Consider the following 26,247-nt stretch of genomic DNA (forward strand, 5'->3'; position numbering starts at 1 on the left):
CAGTATTTAGAAAACCTTAGCACCTTAGTTCCTTAGTAACTTAGTCCCTTTAAAAAAAAGCTGTTAAGTATGTAATTTCATACTTAACAGCTTTTTTTTGTATTAAAATTCAAACGAAAAGGGTAACAAAAAATAAATTTAATTGATATATACTAAACCAAAAGGCGTAACCTGAAAAGCCAGTAATAGAGTAGGGAGTCAATTAAATTATTTATTATGAAAAATTTACAACAAAAAAAGATTGAAAAATCTGAAGTATTAAAAGTGATGTTATTTTTTGTGTCTGCAGTTTTTTTTATAAGCTGTAGCAACGAATCCAGTGAAAATCAAAATGCTGAATCTTCAAAAACAGAACAGCAAAATCAGCCCAATACTCATAGATATTTACCTCACTATGAAGGCGTTATTGTGCATGCTTGGGGAGCACATAATATTGACTGCAGTCAGCCGGAAGGGTTTTGTAATTTTGTTTTTTACGATTGGAAGACCTATGGTTTTTCTAAGCCAAACACTGATGGAACACCAGTGCGTGTTACAAATGAAGCCGATAAATTTGTCATGACAATTCAAAAAAGTGCTTTAACAGAAGAACATAAAAAAGGATTATTACGTAATGGTGAAGTTTATTTAATACCGGAAGGACAAACTATAGCTCCGGAATTAGTTAAACCTTTAAAATTCAATTCAGATATTTTAGTTCCTGGTAAATATCCTATTCAGGAAAGTGAAGATACTTATACAATTTCAATGAATGTGAAATAAATAAAATTGTAAAAAAAGCTTTAAGGAATTTAGAGCTGTTTTTTATATTCACTTAATAAAAACTGAGCGGCTGCAAAAGGTGATATTTCATCATTTTGCACCGCTTTTTTGATTTGTTCCATTTGCTCAATAATCCCAGGCTGATTGTAAAAGTTTGATTTCAAATGTTCATCGATAGTTTCCATCATCCAGAAATGGTTTTGTTCGTTTCTTTTTTCCTGAAAGAAACCCGATTCTTTTGTCATTTCGAAATAATCAGAAATAGTGTTCCAGATATCTAAAATACCATCTTTCGTAATGGCACTGCAAGTTGTAACTTTTGGCTGCCAGTTTGATTTTTTGGGAGGGAATAAATGCAGCGCACGATTAAATTCCAGTTTTGCCTGATTGGCTTTTTTAATATTATCACCGTCTGCTTTATTGATAACAATCGCATCGGCCATTTCCATAATACCGCGTTTAATGCCTTGAAGTTCATCTCCGGCACCGGAAATTTTCAGTAATAGAAAAAAATCAACCATACTGTGAACCGCAGTTTCACTTTGACCAACGCCAACCGTTTCTATAATTATAGTGTCAAAACCGGCGGCTTCGCACAAAATAATCGATTCACGGGTTTTGCGCGCAACGCCGCCTAAAGTATCACCGGAAGCGCTCGGACGAATAAAGGCATTTTCATCTTTCACCAATTCTTCCATTCGGGTTTTGTCGCCTAAAATACTGCCGTGAGAAAGTGAACTACTCGGATCTACCGCCAAGACGGCCACTTTTTTTCCTAAATCGGTTAAAAATGTTCCAAAAGCTTCAATAAAAGTACTTTTTCCAACGCCGGGAACTCCTGTAATTCCTATTCGTACCGATTTATTTGCGTGAGGTAAACAACCGTTTATAATTTCGTTTGCTTTTGCAGCATGCTCCGGATTTGTGCTTTCCACTAAAGTAATGGCGCGACTTAAAGCAGTTCTGTTTCCATTTAAAATTCCATCAATTAATTCATCAGATGAAGGTTGTTGTTTTCTGTTTTTCTGAATTTGAGAAATAGCAGAAACATTGATAATTTCAGGAGGCGAAATTCCAGCTTTTTCTTGTAAACTGCTTGATTGGCTTTTTGAACTTGACAAAATACTTTTTTTGGTCTTGTAAAAGTACAGAAAACAAAAACAGTTTCAAAAAAGGATTTTCTTTGAAACTGTTGTAGTTTTTTTTGCCACTAATTGTACGGATTTTTTTGTCATCCTGGTCCCGAAGCCTCGGGAGAAGGATCACACTAGAAACTGACTTGTAGTATGTCTTAGGACTTTGGTTTCGAAAATTCCTCTCTCGAAGTTTTATATTTAGGATCGCAAAATTATAAATACAAAAAAAGGCAGTTCGTATAGAACTGCCTTTCTTAAGGTTATTATTTTCATTAATAACTCAATAATGCAAGAAGTTAAGGTTTATAGTTTGTGCCTGCGATGCGGGTAACAAGCCTAAAACCGCAAATCCTGTTAATATTAATTCTTTCAATAAGTATTTAATTTATTGATATGCATCGAATAGGTGTTTTCATGGTGTTACCAAGTTGTGTTACTTGAAGAGTAGTAGTACTAAACCCGGTATTGTACAAACCAGTAAGCGTAGAACCATTTGAAGTCGAACTAAAATAAGAAAGGCGTCCCGAAGGAGGAATAGGAGAAAATTGATATGAAGCATAAGGAATCATCAAAGTTTCACCAAGTAAAATTCCACCTTTTCCAGTACCAGATACACCTTTTAGGGTTTTAGTATTGTAAGTGATTACTCCATACCATTCGGCTCCAGTTGGTATACGGTAACCGGCCGGACAAGGATCTTTAGCTGTTTTAACACCATTAGTAGTTGCCCAGGCATTAGGATTATAATCATACGGATCAGTAGGAGTAGCTGCACCAAAATTATAATAAGATCCGTTTAAAGCAGGATCCGGAGTAAATGGGTCTAAAGACTGATCAACACCTAAGTTATGACACATAAATTCTTTCCAGACTCCAGTATCTATATTAGCTCCACAGCATGCACAGTCTTTAATCTGAGCTGTCAGCTTAACTGTTGCATCCGCACCACTTCCGTCAGCTTTCGTGTTATAAATAGCGTATATGATTACCTTAAGTGCATCAGGTGCTGTTTTTCCGAAAGTCATACCATTGTTTGCACCAACACTGCTGCTGCTAAGATTAGTATTATATATCATTTTAGCTGTAAGAAATCCAGATACATTAAGGGTCTGTGAGTTATCTACATCAGGAATAAACGATTTGACAATACCAGTAATCGATTCTACATAAACAAAACGCACTTTACTTACTGTACCCACCGGTGTAAAAGTATACGTTTGTGTATTTACAGCAGTTGTATTAAAATCTGCCTTATTTGTCGTACGAGCAGCTTGAGTACCACAAGTAGTATTAAAATTACTCTCTGCAATATCAAAACAAGTTCTGCCGCCAAGAGTACCTGTACCAACTGGTATATTAATCGGATTCACTGTTGCGTTAATTGTGAATGCTGGTGAAGTTGCCGTTGGATTACCTGAACAGCCATTTTTTACAATACAGTAAAAATAAGTTGTTCCTACCGCAGAAGGTGTGTAAGAATAAGAAGCCGTAGTTGCCCCGTTTATAGCTGTACCGCCTGTAGTACTTGTCGATGTATTGCTATACCATTGATAAGTTGCCTGAACAGCACTTGATGCAGATACTGATAAAGTTACCGCAGTACCCGCTGTAATGTTTTGGGTTGTACCGGATTGTGCAGTAAGAACAGGTGTAGGACATAAATTATTTAGTGTAATTTCATGAGTTAATGGAACAGAGTCTCCACAGTCGTTTTTAGCCGTTACCGTAATTTTAACTTTTTGCCCATCAGTTCCACTTGCCGGAAGTTGTATAGATACACTTGCTCCTGAACCAGTGACACTAGCACCATTGTCAGCGGTCCATGCATACGATGTTGGGTTGAATGTCCCGGATGCCTGGAGTGTCACTTTTGCTCCAAATGTAGCGGTTGCAGGATTAGATATCCATGAAACCACCGGTAAGCTTGAAACGGTTGATGATACTGTTTTTACAGCCATTGTACTGGTACAGCCTGTTGCATTTGCAACCGTAGCATTGTAAACCCCGCCTTCTGAAACTGTAATTGTTGCTGCAGTTTCACTCATTTTTACATTATCCTTGTACCATGTATAAGTGTAAGTGCCAGCTGCTGCCGGAACGATTGTTAAATCTGTACTACCGTCGCAAAGTATGGTTTTACCTGTAATGTTCGGCTGACCGGGAGTATTTCCTGTTGTGATATTTTTTTCTAACACATGTGCTTCTGCAGGGCATTTTGCACCGCTGTTATCTGTAGCAATCATACGGAGTGACATTGTATTTTGAGAACTTGGTACTACAAACGGATTAACTGTTATAAGATCATTACCGTTATACCAGGCATAACTAATACCACTTTGTTTATTGGCAACACTTAAATATAAAGAACCACCAGAGCAGAATGATGTAAAGGTGTTTAATGGTTTTCCGTTTACTAATATGTCGCTGTCAGGAATACTGATCTGTCCTGTTGCTGTGCTTTTTGTTATATTAATGGTGTTAGACTGTTTAGAAAAACAATTTCCGTCTTTTACTGCTGCAAACCAATCGCCAACACTGCTATCACCACTTAAAGTAGCTGTAGCACCATTTGTTTCCTGAACGCCATTATGAAACCACATTATGCTTCCGGTAGTTCCGGATGCAGAAAGTATAACCGAATTTGTACCACAAAGGACTCCATTATTAGAAGCTAATATGGTAATATTAGATGGCGCTACGGTTCCGGATTCTGTAATGTTTTTTTCATTTGCTGCGTTTGTATTACATCCTGCAGCTCCCATAGAAACATTGTATTTTCCTTTTTGGGTTGCTATATAATAATTAACACCGCGGGCAACTTCAATACCGTTACGCGTCCAGATTAATTTATCAAGGTTAGCACTATTAGCCGGAACTGATAAATATACTGAACCGCCTGTACATAAAGTGGTTCCCGATGCTGTTATTGTTGGTGCAGGATATGTCATAGAATTACAATCGACACCTTTTTGAGAGAATAAAAACTCTTTGTATAAACTGGTACATGTGCTTGTTACGCGTACCAGAACGGTATGTATGTTTACCGTTTCATTGGGGAAAAAATTGATATTAAATTTTCCGTTAACAATATCCACATCGCTTAAAGTGGCATATTCTGAACCGGCGGTAATCGTAATATTAAATGGTCCGTTAGGACAATCCGGGTCTGTAATGTCAAATGTGCTGTCACATCCCGTACCGTCAGCAGCAACATCAAGACATGCCTGCGGGCTTATTACGGTTTGTGATGTTCCTTCACATAAACTTACCCAGCGTACTTTGTTCCAGTACTCCACACACTTGGTATCTATATTATAAATGGTAAGACCTTCACCTTTGGTATTACCTTGTACTGCAAAAGCATTACGCTCAGCAGTTGTCATTTGAGGCAGTCGAAGTCCTCCTTTGTTAAGAAGTTCCAGAACCGAGAAAGCCTCAGGTTCTTTTTTGCCCCCAATGGTCATTTGGGCTTCCATGTTTACCGAAAATAATATGGCTAAAAACATAAGCCATATACAGAATAGATTTTTCTTCATTTTTTTAATTTTTAATTTTTTAAATAATACAAATCTCAATGACTACTCAAAAAGTAAGACATTGAAAGACATGCGAATGAATACCCTTTTGTGGGCAATTCGTTTATGTGTGTGGTATTTGTGGTATTGTGATAAAAAAATAAGGCTATTGACAACCAATAGGACTTATAATGATGAAACTGTACCTTTTATAATCTTGATGCGGGGAAGAGAAGAAGGTAGGTTTATTATTGAGGCTTGAAGTATAGGCTTATAATGAGCAGATAATAGTATTCGTAGTGTTTTGCTTTAAATATTTGATTCTTTTTAAGTTTAAAGTGTTTTTTGAATCAGGTTTAACACTATGTCCTTGTTTGCTTTTTCCATTTTTACATAATCTCTTTTTATGTTATCCGGTTTAACTCCATGAACTGATCCGTTAATACTCTGACGTATATAATATTTTGATACGCCGTATTTTAAAAACAATGCTTCAAGTATTATAGAGTCGTAGGATTTATAGATTTTTGTCTTACTTTTGTCCATTGCTCAATTTGTTTTAAAATTCGAAACAAAGGTAGATGATAATTTTCAACTAAAAAAACAAATAAAGGATAATTTCCTACTTAAATGAATACTATTTTAGAGAATATCAGTAAACTAGCTGATAATGAAGGTGTTACAATAACAAAGCTTGAACAGATAATAGGAGCGAGCAAGGGCGTTTTGTCTCGTGCATTAGCAAAAAACAGTGATATTCAGGCGAAATGGGTGTTAAAATTAGTTGAAAATTATCCTCAATATAGCTGCGAATGGCTCATAAAAAGCGAAGGATCAATGATTAAGGATAAAAATGTTGATAATTTTAGCCTTGAAAAAAGCGAAGAAAAAGACGAATTAACTTATAAAAACCTTGCGGAATCACGAAAACAAACTATTGAAATCTTACAAAAAGTAGTTTCTCTTTTAGAGAAACAGGTTTTAGAAAATGAAAAGAAGGAAAAGGGATGAATTAATGGTAATAATTCGTGAAAATTATAAGATTCAAAAAATGAATTTATAAGTAATGTTGATTGACTTTGCGTGGCTGTTTTGTGTTATGTTTCGGGAATTTGGGTTACGAAGATTTTATTATCAAAATAGCTAACTTTTACAGAGATGACAAAATTGTGGAGGGAAATTCGTAAAAACTCTTATAATTTGTAACGTATTGATCCTTGTGAAAGTTTGAAATTTTGACAAAGATTTTGTAAACACAAAGTTTAACGCAAAGAGACCCGACAGGTTTTGAAAACCTATCAGGTCTGAGTTGTATTGCGTCTTTCAACCACAGAGTTTCAATATTGCCAACGATTTCAGCCATTGCAGCGCAATATTGTCATGATAAAACAACGTCTCTAACGGTTGAAGCCGTTGGTAATGTTTGGCTGGCTTGTATTATATTAAGGTTTTTTGGTTACAAAGATTCTTCTCTCGAAGTTTTATATTTTAGGATCGCAAAATTATAAATACAAGGAAAGGCAGTTCTATACGAACTGCCTTTCTTAAGGTTATTATTTTTCATTAACAACTAAATAATGCGAGAAATTAACATTTAAAGTTTGTGCCTGTGCAGAAGTTAAGATGCTCAATAGAGTAAAACCTCCCATAACTAATTTTTTCATATTTATATTATTGTTAATTATTAATTAATCTAAGAATTCATCAAAATACCGAAACACCCTTCACTCCCGCCCAAGAGCAGGAAATGAAAAGCGCCACGGTCTTTTTGATTACTTTATTCTTTAAATACTTTATAGAGAGCAATTACATATAACTCAATTCAAGCTTTATTACTTGTAAAATCAACCTCTTTTAAGACTGATTGGAATAATTTTAGTTAGCCGTCATACATCTCACGTGCGTTTTATAACCATTATTAGCCCAATTACCAGCTATTGCTAAATATCCATTGCCCGTATAATAATTTAACATCGCGCCATTTTGTCCCCAATATGTAAGCGGATACCAATTAGGAGCTCCATAACCCATAAGCTCACCAGTAGGCAGCATTAAGCTTTCTCCAAGTTTCATTCCGCTAGTCATTGAATAATAAGTAGCGTTACCCAAATAATTTATCCAAGTAGCAGTATTATTACTTATCACCCCTTGCCATTCTGCCGTGGTTGGTAAACGATAACCCGCAGGACAGGCAAACTCTCCCCAACCGTACGTACCTCCTTGTATACTAGCTATAGGTTTCATAGGATCTGAAGAAGTATCAACAGAACCTAAGTTATAACACATAAATTCTTTCCATACTGTAGGGCTTATCTTTGCACCACAGCACATACAGTCTTTTATTTGTGCTGTAAGTTCTACTTTTTTATCACCTGTTCCATCGGTATAAATAGCATATATGGTAACAGAAAGTGCATTTGCTCTAGTTTTTCCAAAGGCTGTACCCTGACCGTTTGCCCCCGAACTTAATGACGTTTTATATACAACTGTCGCGGTAACAGGGCCAGATACTGCTCCCGGATTATCTCCGGAAATCGAAGCAACTATTTGACCGGTTAGTGATTCTACATAAACAAAACGAACATTACTTACATTACCACTTGGGGTAAAGACATAAGATTGTGTATTAGTAGCTGCCAGATTAAAATCTGATTTCATTCCTAATCGGGTAGACAGTCTGCCACAATCATCATCATCATTGCTTTCGGCAATATCAAAACAAGTTCTACCTCCAAAAGTACCGGATCCTGTTGTTATACTAGCCGGATTAACTGTTGCAGTAACGGTAAAGAATGGAGAAAACCCGGTTGGATTACCAGAACATCCGTTAGTTACTTTACAAAACAGATAATAAGTACCCGCTGCATTAACTGGTCCTGTGTATGAAGCGGCAGTAGCACCACTAATTACAGTTGCTCCTGTAGTACTTGCAGATGTATTTACATACCATTGATAGGTTGGGGTTTGTGCGTTTGTTGTCGATACGGCAACAGAAAAATTAGATCCTGCTGTTACTTTTTGAGTTAAAGCAGACTGCGCTGTAAGAGCCGGGGTTAAACATTCGTTTTTAACCAAAATGGTGTACTCCAACGCAACTGATTTACCACAAGAATTCTCAGCAATTACTGTAATTTTTACCGGTGTATCATCCGTCCCACTTGCAGGAAGCTGTACAGAAACTGTTGCTCCTGTACCGGTAACGGTTGCACCATTATCAGCTGTCCAGGTATACGATGTAGGGTTGAACGTTGCAGCTGCCTGCATGGTCACTTTTGTTCCAAAATTAGTTTTAGTAGGATCTGGGGTTACCACCCATGAAAGTACCGGTAAACTTGAAACGGTTGATGATATTGTTCTTGATACCCATGTACTGGTACATCCTGTTGCATTTGTAACTGTACCACTATAAACCCCGCCTTCTGAAACGCTGATCGCTGCAGTAGTCTGGCTCATTTTTACATTATCCTTATACCAGGTATAGGTGTAAGTACCAGCTACTGCCGGAACGATTGTTAAATCTGTCGTACCATCACAAAGTATGGCGTTCCCTGTAATGTTTGGCTGTCCGGGAGTGTTTCCACTAGTTACACTTGCCTCTAATACGCTTGCTTCTGCAGGGCATTTAGCTCCGCTGTTGTCTGAAGCTACCATACGCAGTGACATTGTCGATTGCGAACTTGGCACTACAAAAGGATTCTCCGCAATAACATCATTACCGTTATACCAGGTATAGGTAATACCGCTTTGTTTGTTGATAATACTTAAATCCAAGCTTCCACCTGAACAAAATGAGGTAAAACTGTTTAATGGTTTTCCGTTTACAAGTACATCTGCAGCAGTTATGGTTACTTGTCCGCCTGCTGCTGCACTTTTTGTTACATTGATAATGTTAGACTGTTTAGAACAACAGTTTCCGTCTTTTACCGCTGCAAACCATTGTCCTACACTGGCATCACCGCTAATACTTACTGTAGAGCCGGTTTTTTCCTGAACGCCATTGTGAAACCAAACTACACTTCCTGTAGTTGCTGATGCTGAAAGTGTTACTGCATTTGTACCACAAATTACGCCATTATTAGAAGCTAATGCCGAAATAGTAGTTGGTGCCGCAGTTCCTGATTCTGTAATATCTTTTTCGTTTGCTGTGTTTGTATTACAACCTACAGCTCCCATAGAAACATTGTATTTTCCTTTTTGGGTTGCAATATAAAAATTAACACCGCGGGCAACTTCAATACCGTTACGCGTCCAGATTAATTTATCCAGGTTAGCGCTATTAGCCGGAACTGATAAATATACCGAACCGCCTGTACATAAAGTGGTTCCCGATGCAGTTATTGTTGGTGCAGCATAGGTCATAGAATTGCAATCTACTCCTTTTTGAGAGAATAAAAACTCTTTGTATAAACTGGTACAGGTACTGGTAACACGAACTAAAACAGTATGAATGTTTGTCGTTTCGTTTGGAAAAAAGTTAATATTAAATTTTCCGTTAACAATATCTACTTCGCTTAAAGCTGCATATTCAGAACCAGCGGTAATGGTAATATTAAATGGTCCGTTAGGACAATCCGGGTCTGTAATATCAAATGTGCTGTCACATCCTGTACCGTCAGCAGCAACATCAAGACATGCCTGCGGGCTGATTACTGTTTGCGATGTTCCTTCACATAAACTTACCCAGCGTACTTTGTTCCAATATTCTACACAATTGGTTGTTTTATTATAAATAGTAAGTCCGTTACCTTTATCATTATCTTTTACTGCAAAAGCGTTACGTTCTGCAGTTGTCATTTGAGGCAATCGAAGTCCTCCTTTGTTAAGTAGCTCCAGAACAGAGAAAGCCTCAGGCTCTTTTTTACCTCCAATGGTCATTTGGGCTTCCATGTTTACCGAAAATAATATGGCTAGAAGCATAAGCCATATACAAAATAGATTTTTCTTCATTTTTTAATTGTTTAAATTTTAAAAATAGCATGCATGTTTCCCCTGCTTAAAAAAAGCAACAGATTAAAGCATGCGTTATGAATATCCCTTTTTGGATATTCTTTTATTTTTGTGGTATTATTTGATAAAAAAAGGAGCCATTGAGTTTTTTTTTCAATATGGCTTATAAGGATAGAAGATTATTGCGCTTTTATAAAAGCAATGATTTTAATAGGGTTGGCTTATAAAATTTTAAGGGTTAAGACGAGTAGGTGAGTATGGGTAAAGTATGGGTAATTGAATATTGTTTTTTCTTATTTGTTTTCTGTACCCATCGTTTTTTGAATAAGAATGGCAATAATGTCCTTGCTTGCTTTTTCCATTGTAACATAATCTTTTTTTATACTCTCTGGTGTAATTCCTTGTACAGATCCGCTTATACTCTGACGTATGTAATATTTTGATAAGCCATACTTTATAAATAATGCTTGTAAAATATTCGCATCATAGGATTTGTAAATTTTTGTCTTACTCTTATCCATTGTCTTACTTATTTTCATTTATTAATGATCTTAATTTATTATAATGGGATTACTGCATTTTGGGTTTATTTTAATAATGTCTGTTTTTTTTGAAATTCTTTAATTAGCGCTTCACGATTTGCAATTATTTTAAGCAGGGCTTTTTTTGCGGTTTCATCTCCACGAAAGAATCTCATTTTTGCCGCAGGTGCATTAATACCCATTACCTGACCAAGCAAAGTGTAGTCACCATACAGTGTTTTTTCCTTGATTTGTTCGATTGTCATAACAAAAGTTTATCTTTGAATGCTAAATAATATGCAAATATACACAGAAATATGTATAAAAATACTTACAAATACAAAAATCTGTAATTTTTTCAAGATGAACGATTTAACTGTCAGGTTTTTAGATGCTTACGAGTATTTGAAATTTAAAAAAATTGTCACAGGTACTAAAGATTTTGCTAATAAACTGAATATCAGCACTTCTTTAGTTACAGAAATATGTAAAAAACGAACCAATGCTGGAATAACTCCAATACAGAATTTGGTAAATACATACCCCGAGATTGATGCAAACTGGCTTTTAACAGGTAAGGGTTCTATGTTAAGGAATAGCAGTATTGAAGTCAATATTAATTATAAAGAATTAGCCGAAGCAAGACTTGAAATTATCGATCTTAAAGAGGAGAAAATCGAGAGGCTCAATAAAGAAATAGAAGGATTGAAAAATTTGTAGTGTTTATTTTTGAAGCTGTTTAGGTTGCCACGAATTACACGAATTACACGAATTTTTGCCATCCTGAGCGTAATTGAAGGAGACGTAAGCAGCTCGACAAATATTACTAACCGTATAGTTTAAACGCAAAGAGACCCGACAAGTTTTAAAAACCTGTCGGGTCTGAGTTGTATTGCTGAGCTATTTTATGAAGCTTCTTGTATGTCCTTCGACTACGCTAATGATGACATACAGATGGCATGCAGAGCCTTAAGAAATAATCTAATTCGTGTAAATTTTGCAATCTGTGTTTAATTAATACGCAGCAGTAAATCGAACCTGATGGTGTTTTGGAGTTTCAGTTTCATCAGCAATAACAACTGCCAAATCTTCTACAGATAAGATACTTCTTTGTTCGTTGTTAAAAACAGGGTTTTCTAAACCTAAACGGTATTTTCCTGTTCTTCCGGTTGTAATACCCTGATGCATTTCGAAAGCCGGACTAAAAAATGCCCAGTCCAATTCTTTTTCTTCTTTTAAGATATTTAAATAATCTCTTGCTGCAGTCGCACCCGCGTGGTATTCTTTTGGAAAATCAGGAGTATCAACCGCTTGTAAACCCGGAGCAACAAATAAACTTCCAGCACCGCCAATAGTAATATAACGTTTTACGCCAGATTTTTTTACCGCTTCCTGAATTGCTTTAGAACCTGCAATAAAATCGTCATAAATATTAGGGTTTGTCCATCCTGAATTATACGCATTAATAACAGCGTCATTTCCTTTTAAGATTTCTGCCAATTCATTTACATTAAAAATATCAGCACTTTTCCAGGTAACATTCGCCGTGTCTTTTGGGTTTCTTGCAATAGCAGTAATATCGTGATTTCTGTTTGCCAATTCGTTTAAGATTGCTGAGCCAACAAATCCTGTTGCTCCAATAATTGCGATTTTCATAATATATAAATTTAATTAGTAATAAAAATTGTTACAGTTTTGAGTAAAAAAATACTTTAAAATTGATTTGAAAAATCTTCCAGTGAAATGTCTTGAAATTGCGCGCTTACTTTTTCATTCATAGCTGCGTACAAATTAGCCAGATTTTGATTGATTTTTTTTCCAACAGGACAATCCGGATTAGGCTGATTTTTAGCATAACCCAAATTAATCGTTTCAAAAGTCATTTCAAAAATCTCTTTCAAAGTCAATTTTGATGCATCTACGGCCAGTTTTGTACCGCCGTTTTTTCCCTCTTTGCTCTCTACAATATGATGCGCTTTTAGGTTCGCAATTTCCTTACGAACCAAAACAGGATTCAAATTAATACTTCCTGCAATATACTCTGATGATAAATAATCATTAGGAAATTTTGTCAGCAAAGTAAGAATGTGAATCGTTATGGCAAATTTACCTGAAATCATACTGTAATAAAATATGTTACAAATTTAAGATGTTTTATTATATAAAACTAATTTTAGCCAAAAATAATTCTGTTTGTTTGCTTAATACATAATTTTTTTAACACATAGAAACATAGTTTTTCCTTATCTAAAAGAGAAGATCAAAAGAAACTAGTTTCTCACACATAGTCCCGAAGCCTCGGGATTTGTTAATGCAAGTGAAACGCCTCCTTTTTTAGTTTTCAAAATCTATGCTTCTATGTGTTTAATTTTAATTAAGTGTGTAATTTGTTTTATACATCAATTTATAAATACCTATTTTTGTCACTAACCCTTGATATGAACAACTTTATAATAATATTCTTCTTCTTGTTTTTAGGATTGCTTTTAAAAAACATAAAGCAATTCCCCACTCATATTTATAAGACAATCAATAAGATTGTTATTTATTTGTGTTTGCCGGCAATAACCTTATATCATATTCCGAAAATAAAATGGAGCAATGAATTGTTGTTCCCGATAGGAGCGGGATGGATCAGTTTTTTATTGGCTTTTCTATTTTTTCATTTTTTAGGAAGACGATTAGGATGGTCAAACAAACTGATTGGTTGTTTGGTTCTAACAGCCGGATTAAGCAATTCATCATTTCTTGGATATCCTATAATAGAGGCTTTATTTGGTAAAAAAGGTTTAGAAACTGCTGTACTTGTCGATCAGCCCGGAACTTTTGTTGTAGTTTCTACATTGGGCGTTTTTGTGGCTGCATTTTATTCTAAAGGAAGTCCGGATGCTTTGAGTATTTTCAAAAAGATAATTTTGTTTCCGCCTTTTATAACCTTTGTTGTGGCTTGTTTATTGAATGTTTTTCAATCCGATTTAGATATAACGATTCAGGATATTTTATTAAAAATTGGAAGTTTGGTTACGCCACTCGCTTTATTTTCAGTAGGATTACAACTTAGTTTTGACAGAAAAAGTCAGCATTGGCGCTTTCTGCGACTCGGGCTTTTTTTTAGGTTGATAATCACTCCGTTTATAATTTTGGTTTTGTATGTTTTTATTTTCAATCAACATTCTGAAGCTATAAAAATAACGGTTATGGAAATGGCTATGGCACCCATGATAACGGGCGCAATTTTAGCTTCGACTTATGGTTTAAAACCAAAGTTAAGCAGCATGATGATTGGTTTCGGGATTCCGATTTCTTTTTTAACCCTCGCCATCTGGTATTTTATCGTTAGTTTTGTAATATAACCTCGTTTACTACAATATGAATTCATCTACACAAACGGCCGCAATCGACGGCGGTGCTTTAGCTCAAAAAACAGTTTATTCGGTATTATTTTCAATTGCATTTGCTCATTTATTAAATGATTTAATGCAATCTGTAATTCCTTCAACATACCCGATTTTAAAGGAGAACTTTAATTTAAGTTTTACCCAAATCGGACTAATTACTTTTGTTTTTCAATTAACAGCCTCATTATTACAGCCTTTTGTTGGTTTTTATACAGACAAAAAGCCAAAACCGTATTCGCTTGTGGCAGCCATGATTTTTACCATTTTAGGTTTGGGATTATTGTCTATTTCGAGTTCATTCTGGATGTTATTGATTTCAGTGGCTTTAGTAGGAATTGGTTCTTCGATTTTTCATCCTGAAGCATCACGCGTTGCCTTTTTAGGTTCTGGCGGAAAACGTGGTTTGGCACAATCTATTTTTCAATTGGGAGGAAATGCCGGAAGCGCAATCGGGCCTTTATTAGTAGCTTTGGTTGTCGCGCCTTACGGACAAACGTATGTTATTTGGTTTGTCATTGCCGGTATTATCGGAATTGGTATTTTGTCTAGAATTGCACTTTGGTATGAAAATCATATGAATTTGAGAGCGGCTAAAAAAGGGAATTTAGAAGAAGAAACCGTTGCATTATCGAACAGAAAAATTACGATTTCGATTATCGTTTTATTATTATTGATATTTTCTAAGTTCTTTTATATGGCGAGCATGTCGAGTTATTTTACTTTTTATTTAATTAGTAAATTTTCGATGAGTGTTCAGGATTCTCAATTTTACTTATTTATCTTTTTGGCTTCTGTAGCTGCCGGAACTTTAATTGGCGGACCGTTAGGAGATCATTTTGGAAGAAAATATATTATCTGGTTTTCTATTTTAGGAGCTGCGCCATTTACGCTGCTTTTGCCTTATGCTAATTTATTTTGGACAGGTGTTTTAGCCGTAATTATTGGTGTTATAATTGCATCTGCATTTTCGGCTATTTTAGTTTTTGCACAGGAACTTAAGCCTGGAAAAGTGGGAATGATTTCAGGTTTGTTTTTTGGTTTTGCTTTCGGAATGGGAGGTTTGGGTTCTGCCATTTTAGGTTATATTGCAGATCAAACCAGTATTGAATATGTGTATAAAATAAGTTCATATTTGCCTTTAATTGGTATTCTTGCCTATTTTTTACCTAACATTCAACAGAAGAAATAATTTAAAATCTTAAAATTGATAGAAAAAGTAGAGTTTAGTTTTTTTTAATTATTTTTTTTAAGTAATTTTAGAGGAACTAAAAACTTTAAATTATGTCAACATTAAGATTAGGCGATATAGCTCCGGATTTTCAGGCCGAAACAACAGAAGGAACAATCAATTTTCACGAATGGTTAGGGGATTCGTGGGGCGTTTTATTTTCGCATCCTGCCGATTTCACTCCTGTTTGTACTACTGAATTAGGAACTGTAGCGAATTACCTTCCTGAATTTACCAAAAGAGATACTAAAGTTATTGCTTTGAGTGTAGATGGTTTAGAATCGCATAAAGAATGGATTAAAGATATTAACGAAACTCAAAATACAACGGTTAATTTTCCGATAATTGCTGACGAGGATAAAAAAATAGCCACGTTGTATGATATGCTTCATCCAAATGCAAGTGAGAAATTTACAGTGCGTTCGGTTTTCGTAATTGGTCCTGATAAAAAAATAAAACTAACATTGACTTATCCGGCTTCGACAGGAAGAAATTTTGAAGAATTACTTCGTGTTATTGATAGTTTGCAATTAACAGCAAATTACAGTGTAGCAACGCCTGCAAACTGGAAAGATGGTGAAGATGTCGTAATTACTCCGGCAGTTCCGGATAGTGATATTCCGACAAAATTTCCAAAAGGACATAATCCTATAAAACCTTATTTGAGAATGACTCCGCAACCTAACAAATAGGTTCTGAGGTACTAAGGTTCTAAGTTACTAAGATACTAAGGTTCTAAGATGCTAAGTTTAAAAGCTTAGTATCTTAGAACCTTAATTATTTAGTATCTTTTTTTTTAACCTTAGAAGCTTAGTAACTTAGCTACTTAGTCCCGAAGCCTCGGGATAGTGCCTTTAGCAATCAACTCATTCATTCGTTTTTTATCTCCTACAACCCAGATAATATCGTTTTGTTCTAAAACCAAATGCGATTCCGGGTTTAAAATTCGATTTCCATTTCGTTCCAATCCTACGACCATACCATTGGTTTTGGTTCTAAATTGCCCGATGCTTTTTTGAATAAATTCTTCATTCGCAACTTCAAGCTGGCGCAATACAATTTGAGATTCTTCTACAGATGTGGCTGTTTCGGTTTCATTCTGATTCAGGTATTTTGTAAACTCAGTTACCTGAGCATCGGTACCAATTACACAAATTTCATCTCCCGGAAATAATCGCTCGGTTTTGGTCGGAATCGGAATCGTTACTTCGCCACGTTTTATATAGGCGATATTAATTCCCATTTCTTCACGAATGCGCAATTCCTGTAATGTTTTACCCGCCAGGTTCGATTCTTTTCCAATATCAAAAAAAGACATGTGTCCGTCCCACGGCATTAAATTGGCATAACGTCTGTCGATTTTTTTATTTTCGCGATCGTTGAAATTCTTTAGAAAATGATTTTCAATTTTATGATATTGTTCATTCAGTTTTTTAGGGAATATTTGGTATACCACAATGGCAACTATTAAAGCAACAAAAGCTACCAAAGGCGAGAAGAAGATATTCAATAAAAATCCGATAAAGAATAATCCCAAACTCATTCTGATTAAAATCATCATCAAAAGTGCGCCTCTGTATTTACGTTCTTCCCAAAGTAATTCTACTTCCTCTACAGCCACGCGTCGTAACGAAAGTGCCCACAAAAACGGAGCAATTGCAATTAACGTAATAAGTGCAGCCAAAGTGTTTCCAAATCGTGTATCGGCCACCAATGGCGCAATAAATTTAGATGACAATAAAATAATGGCAGCGATGATAATGGTATGCAGAATAATTTGAATTACATAAGCATTTAATACTTTTTGCCAAATGCTTACCGATTTTATGGCTTGGGCATTGACACTATAACGGTTGATGTTTTTAACCCATTTTTTAGGCAGTTTTTGCTCCAGAAAATGAGAAAAAGGAACGGCATATTTCACCATAAATGGTGTGGTAAAAGTTGTTATGGCAGAAACGGCAACAACAACCGGATATAAAAATGAACTTGTAACATTAAGTGTTATTCCTAAAGTTGCAATAATAAACGAGAATTCACCAATTTGCGATAAACTCATTCCGGTTTGTACGGATTGTTTAAGCGGTTGTCCTGCCAGCAAAGCGCCAATTGTAGAACTTACAGATTGTCCCAGAATGGTTACAACCGTTAAAATGGCAACAGGAATCGCATGTTCATATAACATCTTCGGATCAATTAACATTCCGACAGAAACGAAAAATATCGCTCCAAATAAATCTTTTACAGGTTTTACCAAATGTTCGATATGTTCAGCCTGCGTTGTTTCGGCAATAATAGAACCCATTATAAAAGCGCCTAAAGCGGGAGAAAAACCAACATTTGAAGCAAAAATTACCATCGTAAGACATAATGCCAGCGAAATAATAAGTAACATTTCATCTGTCAGTAAATGTTTTGCTTTTTTAAGAAGCGTCGGAATAAAAAAGATTCCACCCAAAAACCAGGCTGTCAGGAAAAATACCAGTTTTAAAACTGACATCAGCAATTGACTTCCTGAAAATTGCTGGCTTACTGCAATTGTCGAAAGTAAAACCATCATTAAAATGGCAACAATATCCTGTACAATTAAAGACCCAATAACGATTCCGGCAAATTTTTGTGCTTTTACACCGAGTTCATCAAAGGTTTTTAAAATGATTGTTGTTGATGAAATCGATAAAATTACGCCAAGAAAAATACTATCCATTTGCGACCAATCCATCCATCTTCCAACGAGATAACCAATAACAACCATGGTTATAATTTGCGTACAGGCGGTAATCGAGGCCGTTCCGCCCACTTTCATCAATTTCTTAAAACTAAATTCGAGACCTAAACTAAACAAGAGAATGATTACGCCAATTTCTGCCCAGACTTCGACACTTTTCATTTCTGTAATCGACGGGAAAAAATCAAAATGATTTCCAGCCAAAAAACCGGCAATTAAGTATCCTAAAACCAGAGGCTGTTTCATTTTTTTAAATAACAACACAGCAATCCCGGCGGTCATCAGGATTAATCCCAAGTCGCTAATTAATGGTTCTAAATGGTGTGTGGTTTCGGCGGCGGCATTTAAGGCAATCATAAAAATGGTGTTTTAGTTCGGAGCTTCCTTCAGATTGAAATGAAAACTTTTGTAAAGCTTTTTATTTCAGTCTGTCGTAGCTTCCCGAGGTAAATAAAAAAAGCTATCTCGATAAAGATAGCTTTTTTTGAGAAAATATTTTAGGTTTTCTTTAAATTCCTGTGAAATTGCTAGGTGTTATCTGCATTAATTCTTCCTTAATAGCATCAGAAACCTCTAAAGTCGCAATAAAATTGTGTATTGCTTTTTTGTCAATCGCTTCATTTGTTCTGGTTAAACCTTTTAAAGCTTCATACGGATTTGGATATGCTTCACGACGTAAAATTGTCTGAATTGCTTCTGCTACAACTGCCCAGTTTTTCTCTAAATCCTCGGCAAATTTACCTTCGTTTAAAAGTAATTTGTTTAACCCTTTTAATGATGCTTCAAAAGCAATAATAGTGTGTCCCATCGGAACTCCAATATTACGTAAAACGGTACTGTCAGTTAAATCACGCTGTAATCTTGAGATTGGTAATTTAGCAGATAAATGTTCAAAAATAGCATTAGCCATTCCTAAATTTCCTTCAGAATTTTCAAAATCAATTGGGTTTACTTTATGTGGCATTGCCGATGATCCGATTTCTCCGGCTTTGATTTTTTGTTTAAAATAATCCATAGAAACATACGTCCAGATATCACGGTCTAAATCGATAATGATATTGTTGATTCTTTTTAATGCATCAAAAAATGCAGCAAAATGATCGTAATGTTCTATTTGAGTTGTTGGGAAAGAATGGTGCAAACCAAGATCTGTTTCTACAAATTTACTACCAAATTTTTTCCAGTCGATTTGTGGATATGCCACGTGATGTGCATTATAATTTCCTGTTGCTCCACCAAATTTAGCCGCAAACGGAATATTGAATAACAAACGCATTTGCTCTTCTAAACGTTCTACAAAAACCAAAAGTTCTTTACCCAAACGAGTAGGAGAAGCCGGTTGTCCGTGCGTACGGGCCAACATTGAAATGTCTTTCCATTCTACGCTTAATTCCTTTAATTTTGAAATCAAAGCAATTAAAGATGGCATATAAACCTGCTCAAAAGCTTCTTTTGTAGAAAGCGGAATAGCTGTATTATTAATATCCTGAGATGTTAATCCGAAGTGAATGAACTCTTTATATTGAGATAAACCTAATTTTTCAAAAGCATCTTTAATAAAATACTCAACGGCTTTTACGTCGTGGTTCGTTACTTTTTCAGTCTCTTTAATCCAAAGTGCATCTTCTGTAGAAAATTTTCTATAGATATCGCGTAAACTGTCAAATAAATTTGGGTTTACACCAGAAAGTTGAGGTAATGGCACTTCGCACAAGGCAATAAAGTATTCAATTTCAACCAATACACGGTATTTGATTAAAGCTTCTTCAGAGAAATAAGGTGCTAATGAAAGGGTTTTGCTTCTATATCTTCCGTCAATTGGCGATATAGCATTCAATTCGTTTAAAGTAGTCATTGTTATGTTGTTTGTTCGAAAGGTGCAAATATAAACAGAATTTGCGGATTAGAAGTAATCACAAAGTCAATTGAAGACATTTTAAAAGGGAAAAAAACAGAAAACACAAATTTCATGAATTGACACTAATTTTTTTATTTATCGTAAATAATTCGAAAGAATTAAGATTCGTGCTAATTGAAATTTGTGCTTACCTTTTTATTATTTCTAAATCAATTTTAATCTTTCTCTTAATTCTGCAACACCTTCAGACGCAACTTTTGCAATAACTTCAACTTTATTTTGAATATTAGGAATCGCAATTGGTTTAGGATCAATATAAAAAACAGGCGTAATACTATAGGTATAGGAAATTAATCCCGCCGCCGGATAAACTTGCAAAGATGTACCAATTACGGCAAAATAATCTGCAGTTTCAGTAATTTCAATAGCTTCTTCCAGCGCAGGAACATCTTCGCCAAACCAAACAATATGCGGACGTAACTGATGTCCGTTTTCGTCAAGATCGCCAGTATATAAATCGTCTGTCCAGTCTAAAATTAAATCTCTATTTCTAGTACTTCTTACCTTTAATAATTCTCCATGCAAATGCAAAACTTTCGTACTTCCGGCGCGTTCGTGCAAATCATCGACATTTTGTGTGATGATATGAACATCAAAATCCTGTTCTAATTCTGCTAAAATTTGATGCCCTAAATTAGGCTGCACTTCCTTAAGCTGTTGGCGTCTTTTGTTATAAAAGTCTAAAACCAATTCCTGATTTTTATGCCAGCCTTCAGGAGTTGCAACTTCCATTACATCATGACCTTCCCATAATCCGTCGCTGTCGCGAAAAGTTTTAATTCCGCTTTCGGCACTAATTCCCGCACCCGTTAAAACAACAAGTTTCTTTTTCATCTTATTAAATTAAAAGATAAAAATAGTGATTTACTCCTCCAATTCATTAAAAAATAAGACTTGATTATTTAAAACTTTGAGAAGCAATTAGGGTAATTATACGTATTGTTCGGGTTTTACAAATTATTTAATTTTAGTGTGGATAAAAGAAAATAAGTTTTAAATGATTTTAGTACAATTTACAGGATTATCGGGTTCGGGAAAAACGACATTAGCGCAAAACGTTACCTCTTTGCTGCTTGAAAACGGTTATAAAGTCGAAATAATTGACGGAGATGTTTATCGTAAAACGATTTGCAAAGATTTAGGATTTTCTAAAAAAGACCGCTGCGAAAATGTCAGACGCCTTTTTAATGTTGGTAAAAATTTTGTTCAAGAAGATACAATCGTTTTAATATCAGTAATAAATCCGTATGAAAATCTAAGAAATGAATTGAGAAAATATTCATTTGTAAGAACCGTATTTTTAGATTGTTCCATAGATAACCTCATTAAAAGAGATCCGAAAGGACTGTATAAAAAAGCGTTGCTTCCGGATAACGACAGCAATAAAATAAATAATTTTACAGGAATAAGCGATGTTTTCGAAACTCCCGCAAAAGCAGATTTAGTATTAAAAACAGATTTAGAAGCGGTTTCTTTTTCAACCAATAAACTTTACGAGTTTATTATTGAAAGCGTATCTTATGTAAATTTGAATAACTTAGAGTTAAAATCTAATTTGTAAACCAATTATAAATATATGAATCCTTCTTCAAGCAAACTTCCTATTTCTTTTTCTATTGATAAATTACAAAATGATCTTATTATATGCGAAAAGGATTTATGGACACCGCATTTTAATACAAACAGATATGAAGGAAACTGGACAAGTGTTTCTTTAAGATCGCAATCTGGTTTAACTAATGATATTATGTCATTTGCAAATCAGGAATATAAAAATACAAGTTTGCTCGATCGCTGTCATTATTTTAAGGAAATTATGGATTGGTTTCAATGCGAAAAAGAAGCTGTGAGATTGCTGCGCTTAGATCCTAAAAGTGAAATTAAAGAACATGTTGATAACGATACTTCTTATGAAGATGGTTTTTTTAGAATTCATATTCCCATTATAACGAATTCTGACGTGTTTTTTTATGTGGATAAAAAACTTGTTCCCATGAAAATGGGAGAATGCTGGTACGCTAATTTTCAGCTTCCGCATAGTGTCGAAAATAAAAGTAACGAACCGCGTATTCATTTTACACTCGATTGTATCAGAAATGAATGGTCTGATGAATTGTTTGCTAAAATGGGTTTTGATATTCAGTATTCTCCAAATAAAAATGAATATTCAGACGAGATGAAACAACAAATTATTGCTGAACTTTCTCGAAATCCATCAGAAACATCGGCTAAACTTATTGCAGCGTTACAAGAAAAATAAAATTCACAAATGGAAAACATACATCATCCTCTTTTTAATTGGATCCCGAATAATTTGGTCGAAAAAGATAATCAGGTATATTTTGAATGGATTTATCTGGGCGATCTAAAATATGTCGAACCTTTTTTTGATGAAACTATTTTGAAATGCCTAAGTCATGAGTACAATTCAAAAGCATTTAAAATAATAAGCACTGTAGAAAATCTTATAGAATGGTCTGAAGAATTAATTTCAGTCGAATTAAAATCGTTGGTTTTTCATGTTTCGCGTTGCGGTTCTACGATGTTGAGCCAGTCTCTGGCAACTTCTTCAGAAAATATAATGATTTCTGAAGCGCCAATTATAGATCAAATTTTAAGAAGTGATCTTTTTAGTTTAGGGAAAAAAGAGGTTCTTATAAAAGCTGTATTAAAATTATTAGGTCAAAAAAGATTTCCGGAACAGCAGCATTTAATCATAAAACTAGATGCCTGGCATATTTTTAAAGCACCTTATTTAAGATTTGTTTTTCCTCAAATACCTTTTGCCTTGCTGTATAGAAACCCAACGGAAGTTTTAAAATCGCATCAAAAAAAGATGGGAATGCACATGGTGCCTAACGTATTGCCTGCAAATGTTTTTGGAATTTCGGCTAAAGAAATGGAGGAAATAAGTTTTCAGCAATATGGCGCACTGGTTTTAGAGAAATATTTTCAGGGATTTCTTGATTTTTATGAAGAAGATAAAAATGTTACAATCCTTAATTATAATGAAGGAATGAAACAGGTTGTAGAGCAATTTTTAACATTCATTAACGCCAATTATTCTAATAATGAATTAGACAAAATGTACGATCGTTTACAAAAACATTCTAAAAATGAAAATGCTGATTTTACCGGAGATGCCTTTAAAGAAGAATCTTTGCAGATAGATTTTGAAACGCTTACTATTTTGCACGACAAATTGAATAATAAATTTCTTGAATATTCAGATCGTTGAAGCATAAATGTTTTTTCTTACTTTTATCCAATGAAAAAGCTACTTTTATTACTAGTCTTTCCGGCGAATACTGTTTTGGTTGCCCAAACTAAAACGGATAATATAATTTCATTTAGTAGCAATACTTCTGTAGTAAATTTTGAATTTTCACAGAAGGATAATTATGCTATAGATTATCAAAAATACCTGAATTTCCCTATTCAGTTTTCTATTTATAATCCTAAGCCGGGTTTTAATCCTTATAAAATAGAATCGCAAAAATATTATTCTTTTGCACATACTAATGTATTGCTTAAAAGGGAAATGAGTAATATAGAACCGGAACCAATTTTTCCAAATCAAGATAAAAAGAAAAGCTTTGGCGAAGCTATTTTTGAGGATGTAGTTGATGGACTTTTTAAATAAAAATCGAAATAAAGCAACCCAAATACTTCTTTTAAAATGTATTTTTGCTTTAAATAAGATTTAAAATGATTGATTTAGATTACCTCGCTTTTCTTGAAAATATATTAACGGATAATCGCAAAGAAAAATTTCTGAAAGTTCTCGGAAACAGAACAAAACATTTTACTATTGTTGTTGAAGATATTTTTCAGATGCACAATACAAGTGCGGTTATGCGTAGTTGTGAGGTTTTTGGAATTCAGGAACTTAACGTTATTGAACAGCGTTACGGAAAACGAATTGATAAAGAAATTGCAATGGGCGCCCAAAAATGGGTTGATATTAATAAATTCGATTCTGTTACCAATTGTATTTCAACATTAAAAAATCAAGGCTATCAAATTATTGCCACAACGCCCCATGAAAATGATTGTTTGATGGAAGATTTTGATATTACAAAACCAAGTGCTTTATTTTTTGGAACTGAAAGAGACGGATTATCGGAGGAAATTCTGGAAAAAGCTGATGGTTTTTTAAAAATCCCTATGGTTGGTTTTACAGAAAGTTTAAATATTTCTGTTTCAGCCGCAATCATTATTCAAAACCTGACAAACAGATTGCGTGAATCTGATGTAAACTGGCAATTAACAGACGAAGAAATTCTTGAAAAACGTTTAGATTGGGCTAAAAACTCAATAAAAGATATTAAACGAATTGAGGCTCGTTATTTCGAGGAAAACCCACGATGATTTCGATTTCGCTTTCCTGAAAGGTTTCCAAAACCTTGTAGGTGTTTATTATGTAGACCTTTAAATTCTAAACCTACAAGGTTTTGGAAACCTTGCAGGATAAAAATTCATGAAAATTCGTGAGAATTTGTGGCAGAAAAAATATTTATCTTCCAAAAGAATCATAGTTGTTTTCGGCGTATTTTTCAAAACGCTTCAGTAAAACGACATTTTCTTTTTCAACATTTGTCAATTCACTATTTACATTATCTGAAACCGGAATATACCAATCTACGCTATCAAAGAACTGACGAACCGTTTTTGTTTTAAAAGTAAGTCCGTGTCTGGCGAAAATGGTATTTCTAAGAATCTCCAAATCAATTTTCTTTAGATTTTTAACATCAGATTCTTTCAGTTTTTGTGTTGATGAATTGATGGTTAAAATGCTTTCTGAAGCTGCTCTGTATACAGTCGACATATAGGTTTCAGGTTTGCCGCTTTCTGTGTCTTCTCCTTCATCTGTTACCTCTTCTTCTTTTGGATTTGCGTAATCAATGTACAATCCTCCCTCCGGAAGCATTACATTTGGGTTATACTTAAAATCTTTTTTAGCAAGTTCAAACTTTCTTTTAGTAACTTCTTTTTTAGTATTATTGGCAGTCCATGTTCCCACTAAAAGAGTATCATTTTTTATTTCAAAATCAAAAACACCATCATTTTTATCATCGCCAGGTTCTTTAAGTACAAAATGAATTGTATTGCCTTCTACCGTCATCTGGCCTTTAAGCGCTCTGCTATTTCCGGCAACAACGCTTTGTCCGGTAACTTCTGTTAATGTAATTTTTTTGATGATAATATTGATCTTGTTGACATCGTTTTCTTTTTGAATTCCGTTTGTATCACGTTCTAAAGCAGTAAAATCGCCTACGTATGAACCATACAAATCAGTTTTAATTTCTTTAGCCAGACTTTCGGCGCTGTCTTTTACAGTTTTTTTCTCTTTAGAATTACAAGAAAAAAGGAATATCGATAACAGTAAACAAAAAAGTTTTTTCATTTTTTTAATTGGTTATAAAGATAATATTCAACGATTAATAAATTAGGAATCCAGCCCAGCCAAGCTATGATTTGGTAAACATCCATAGGCGAGGGGTGAAACAAATATACTAGAATAACCTTCCAGAAACGCAAGGTTATTGCAGAAAATGTTAAAGCAAAACTTCGAAGCATAAATGCCTTGTGCCCAACGATATTTTTGTTTTTGATAAAGAGAAAACCTTTCAGTGTAAAGTAAAACCATAGAAGAGATAAACTAACAAATGAGATTTTGGAATACAAGCCTCCATTCGCAAAAAGACCAATAAATAATCCGGAAGGCGCACTTAGAAACAAAACGACTAAAACATAAAATTTGCCTATGTTTCGATGTAATTTCGGGTATTTTTTTAAAAGAGAATTGTTGAATTGAAAAAATCCGGCGAGCAAAACAAAAATTGCCGAATACACATGGAGATAGAAAAATGTGAGGTAAAAAGGAATTTCAGTAACTTCAGTTTGTTTGATTTGAAGAAAAGCAACTTCATTTTTAAATGGAATGTACTGCCATGTGATTTTAATCATCAATATGAAAAAATAGCTAAAGCAAACTATCCATGCAAAGGGCAAAAAAATACGGAGGTTTTTTTTCAATTTTAATTTGAAGATTATTTAGCGTAAATGTAAAAAAAATCCCCCGATACTTTTG

At 34.6% G+C, this 26,247-nt stretch carries 24 protein-coding genes; 11 read left to right on the forward strand and 13 right to left on the reverse strand.

The genetic code is table 11. The features are described from left to right. Positions 1-216: 216 nt before the first annotated feature. Complete coding sequence (locus GKZ86_RS17820; protein WP_154784416.1) at positions 217-762, forward strand: hypothetical protein; 546 nt, start codon at positions 217-219, stop codon at positions 760-762. A gap of 29 nt (positions 763-791) precedes the next feature. On the opposite strand, the gene meaB is transcribed toward GKZ86_RS17820, so the two are convergent. From meaB to GKZ86_RS17835, 3 genes are all read right to left on the reverse strand, one after another. Continuing rightward, positions 792-1,883 (reverse strand): methylmalonyl Co-A mutase-associated GTPase MeaB, encoded by a 1,092-nt coding sequence (gene meaB, locus GKZ86_RS17825; RefSeq protein WP_154784417.1) that lies wholly within the window; start codon positions 1,881-1,883, stop codon positions 792-794. A 395-nt stretch (positions 1,884-2,278) separates the two neighbouring features. Further along, positions 2,279-5,434, reverse strand: a complete 3,156-nt coding sequence (locus GKZ86_RS17830; RefSeq protein WP_154784418.1) for a hypothetical protein — start codon at positions 5,432-5,434, stop codon at positions 2,279-2,281. Positions 5,435-5,746: 312 nt separating this feature from the next. Next, positions 5,747-5,959, reverse strand: a complete 213-nt coding sequence (locus GKZ86_RS17835; protein WP_154784419.1) for a hypothetical protein — start codon at positions 5,957-5,959, stop codon at positions 5,747-5,749. Positions 5,960-6,043: 84 nt separating this feature from the next. Here GKZ86_RS17835 and GKZ86_RS17840 point away from each other — a divergent pair, with 84 nt between their 5' ends. Next, positions 6,044-6,424, forward strand: coding sequence for a hypothetical protein (locus GKZ86_RS17840; protein WP_154784420.1), 381 nt, complete (start codon positions 6,044-6,046; stop codon positions 6,422-6,424). A gap of 864 nt (positions 6,425-7,288) precedes the next feature. On the opposite strand, the gene GKZ86_RS17845 is transcribed toward GKZ86_RS17840, so the two are convergent. The 3 genes from GKZ86_RS17845 to GKZ86_RS17855 all read right to left on the reverse strand — a co-directional run bounded on the left by GKZ86_RS17845 (position 7,289) and on the right by GKZ86_RS17855 (position 11,147). Beyond that, positions 7,289-10,360, reverse strand: a complete 3,072-nt coding sequence (locus GKZ86_RS17845; RefSeq protein WP_154784421.1) for an immunoglobulin domain-containing protein — start codon at positions 10,358-10,360, stop codon at positions 7,289-7,291. Between the two features lie 293 nt (positions 10,361-10,653). After that, the gene (locus tag GKZ86_RS17850; protein ID WP_154784422.1) at positions 10,654-10,899 is read right to left on the reverse strand and encodes a hypothetical protein; all 246 of its coding nucleotides are present in this window, start codon (positions 10,897-10,899) and stop codon (positions 10,654-10,656) included. A gap of 47 nt (positions 10,900-10,946) precedes the next feature. Then, complete coding sequence (locus GKZ86_RS17855) at positions 10,947-11,147, reverse strand: hypothetical protein (RefSeq protein WP_154784423.1); 201 nt, start codon at positions 11,145-11,147, stop codon at positions 10,947-10,949. A 97-nt stretch (positions 11,148-11,244) separates the two neighbouring features. Here GKZ86_RS17855 and GKZ86_RS17860 point away from each other — a divergent pair, with 97 nt between their 5' ends. Further along, positions 11,245-11,601, forward strand: a complete 357-nt coding sequence (locus GKZ86_RS17860; RefSeq protein ID WP_154784424.1) for a hypothetical protein — start codon at positions 11,245-11,247, stop codon at positions 11,599-11,601. A 294-nt stretch (positions 11,602-11,895) separates the two neighbouring features. Here the strand turns inward: GKZ86_RS17860 and GKZ86_RS17865 are convergent, their stop codons facing one another. Together GKZ86_RS17865 and GKZ86_RS17870 are read right to left on the reverse strand one after the other, a co-directional pair. Next, on the reverse strand, positions 11,896-12,537 hold the full coding sequence (locus tag GKZ86_RS17865) for an NAD(P)-dependent oxidoreductase (protein WP_154784425.1): 642 nt from the start codon (positions 12,535-12,537) through the stop codon (positions 11,896-11,898). 56 nt (positions 12,538-12,593) lie between these two features. After that, positions 12,594-13,001 carry an Rrf2 family transcriptional regulator gene (locus GKZ86_RS17870; protein ID WP_154784426.1) on the reverse strand — a complete coding sequence of 136 codons (408 nt, stop codon included), beginning with the start codon at positions 12,999-13,001 and terminating at the stop codon, positions 12,594-12,596. A gap of 318 nt (positions 13,002-13,319) precedes the next feature. Between GKZ86_RS17870 and GKZ86_RS17875 the strand changes: the two genes are divergently transcribed. The 3 genes from GKZ86_RS17875 (at position 13,320) to GKZ86_RS17885 (ending at position 16,199) form a co-directional block, all read left to right on the forward strand. Beyond that, positions 13,320-14,234 (forward strand): AEC family transporter, encoded by a 915-nt coding sequence (locus tag GKZ86_RS17875; RefSeq protein ID WP_154784427.1) that lies wholly within the window; start codon positions 13,320-13,322, stop codon positions 14,232-14,234. Positions 14,235-14,250: 16 nt separating this feature from the next. Further along, complete coding sequence (locus GKZ86_RS17880; RefSeq protein WP_154784428.1) at positions 14,251-15,468, forward strand: MFS transporter; 1,218 nt, start codon at positions 14,251-14,253, stop codon at positions 15,466-15,468. A 92-nt stretch (positions 15,469-15,560) separates the two neighbouring features. Next, positions 15,561-16,199, forward strand: a complete 639-nt coding sequence (locus GKZ86_RS17885; protein ID WP_154784429.1) for a peroxiredoxin — start codon at positions 15,561-15,563, stop codon at positions 16,197-16,199. A 134-nt stretch (positions 16,200-16,333) separates the two neighbouring features. Here GKZ86_RS17885 and GKZ86_RS17890 read toward each other — a convergent pair whose 3' ends face one another. From GKZ86_RS17890 to GKZ86_RS17900, 3 genes are all read right to left on the reverse strand, one after another. Next, positions 16,334-18,592 (reverse strand): cation:proton antiporter, encoded by a 2,259-nt coding sequence (locus GKZ86_RS17890; RefSeq protein ID WP_154784430.1) that lies wholly within the window; start codon positions 18,590-18,592, stop codon positions 16,334-16,336. A gap of 151 nt (positions 18,593-18,743) precedes the next feature. Next, a complete protein-coding gene (gene purB, locus GKZ86_RS17895) occupies positions 18,744-20,090 on the reverse strand; it encodes an adenylosuccinate lyase (RefSeq protein ID WP_154784431.1) in 1,347 nt (448 codons plus the stop codon). Positions 20,091-20,297: 207 nt separating this feature from the next. Continuing rightward, complete coding sequence (locus tag GKZ86_RS17900; protein WP_154784432.1) at positions 20,298-20,987, reverse strand: NAD-dependent deacylase; 690 nt, start codon at positions 20,985-20,987, stop codon at positions 20,298-20,300. Positions 20,988-21,150: 163 nt separating this feature from the next. Here GKZ86_RS17900 and cysC point away from each other — a divergent pair, with 163 nt between their 5' ends. The 5 genes from cysC (at position 21,151) to GKZ86_RS17925 (ending at position 24,524) form a co-directional block, all read left to right on the forward strand. Then, positions 21,151-21,714, forward strand: coding sequence for an adenylyl-sulfate kinase (gene cysC / locus GKZ86_RS17905; RefSeq protein WP_154784433.1), 564 nt, complete (start codon positions 21,151-21,153; stop codon positions 21,712-21,714). 15 nt (positions 21,715-21,729) lie between these two features. Further along, the gene (locus tag GKZ86_RS17910; RefSeq protein WP_154784434.1) at positions 21,730-22,413 is read left to right on the forward strand and encodes an aspartyl/asparaginyl beta-hydroxylase domain-containing protein; all 684 of its coding nucleotides are present in this window, start codon (positions 21,730-21,732) and stop codon (positions 22,411-22,413) included. Positions 22,414-22,422: 9 nt separating this feature from the next. Further along, on the forward strand, positions 22,423-23,391 hold the full coding sequence (locus GKZ86_RS17915; RefSeq protein WP_154784435.1) for a sulfotransferase family protein: 969 nt from the start codon (positions 22,423-22,425) through the stop codon (positions 23,389-23,391). A gap of 30 nt (positions 23,392-23,421) precedes the next feature. Then, entirely contained in the window at positions 23,422-23,796 is a 375-nt protein-coding gene (locus GKZ86_RS17920) for a hypothetical protein (protein ID WP_154784436.1), read from the forward strand. Between the two features lie 65 nt (positions 23,797-23,861). After that, entirely contained in the window at positions 23,862-24,524 is a 663-nt protein-coding gene (locus tag GKZ86_RS17925) for an RNA methyltransferase (protein ID WP_154784437.1), read from the forward strand. A gap of 145 nt (positions 24,525-24,669) precedes the next feature. Here the strand turns inward: GKZ86_RS17925 and GKZ86_RS17930 are convergent, their stop codons facing one another. Both GKZ86_RS17930 and GKZ86_RS17935 read right to left on the reverse strand, forming a co-directional pair. Then, complete coding sequence (locus GKZ86_RS17930) at positions 24,670-25,560, reverse strand: YARHG domain-containing protein (protein ID WP_154784438.1); 891 nt, start codon at positions 25,558-25,560, stop codon at positions 24,670-24,672. Continuing rightward, positions 25,557-26,192 (reverse strand): DUF2306 domain-containing protein, encoded by a 636-nt coding sequence (locus GKZ86_RS17935; RefSeq protein ID WP_228526603.1) that lies wholly within the window; start codon positions 26,190-26,192, stop codon positions 25,557-25,559. The genes GKZ86_RS17930 and GKZ86_RS17935 overlap by 4 nt, the downstream gene beginning before the upstream one ends. Positions 26,193-26,247: the final 55 nt, after the last annotated feature.

The sequence above is a fragment of the Flavobacterium sp. LC2016-13 genome, assembly GCF_009707955.1.
GTDB lineage: Bacteria > Bacteroidota > Bacteroidia > Flavobacteriales > Flavobacteriaceae > Flavobacterium.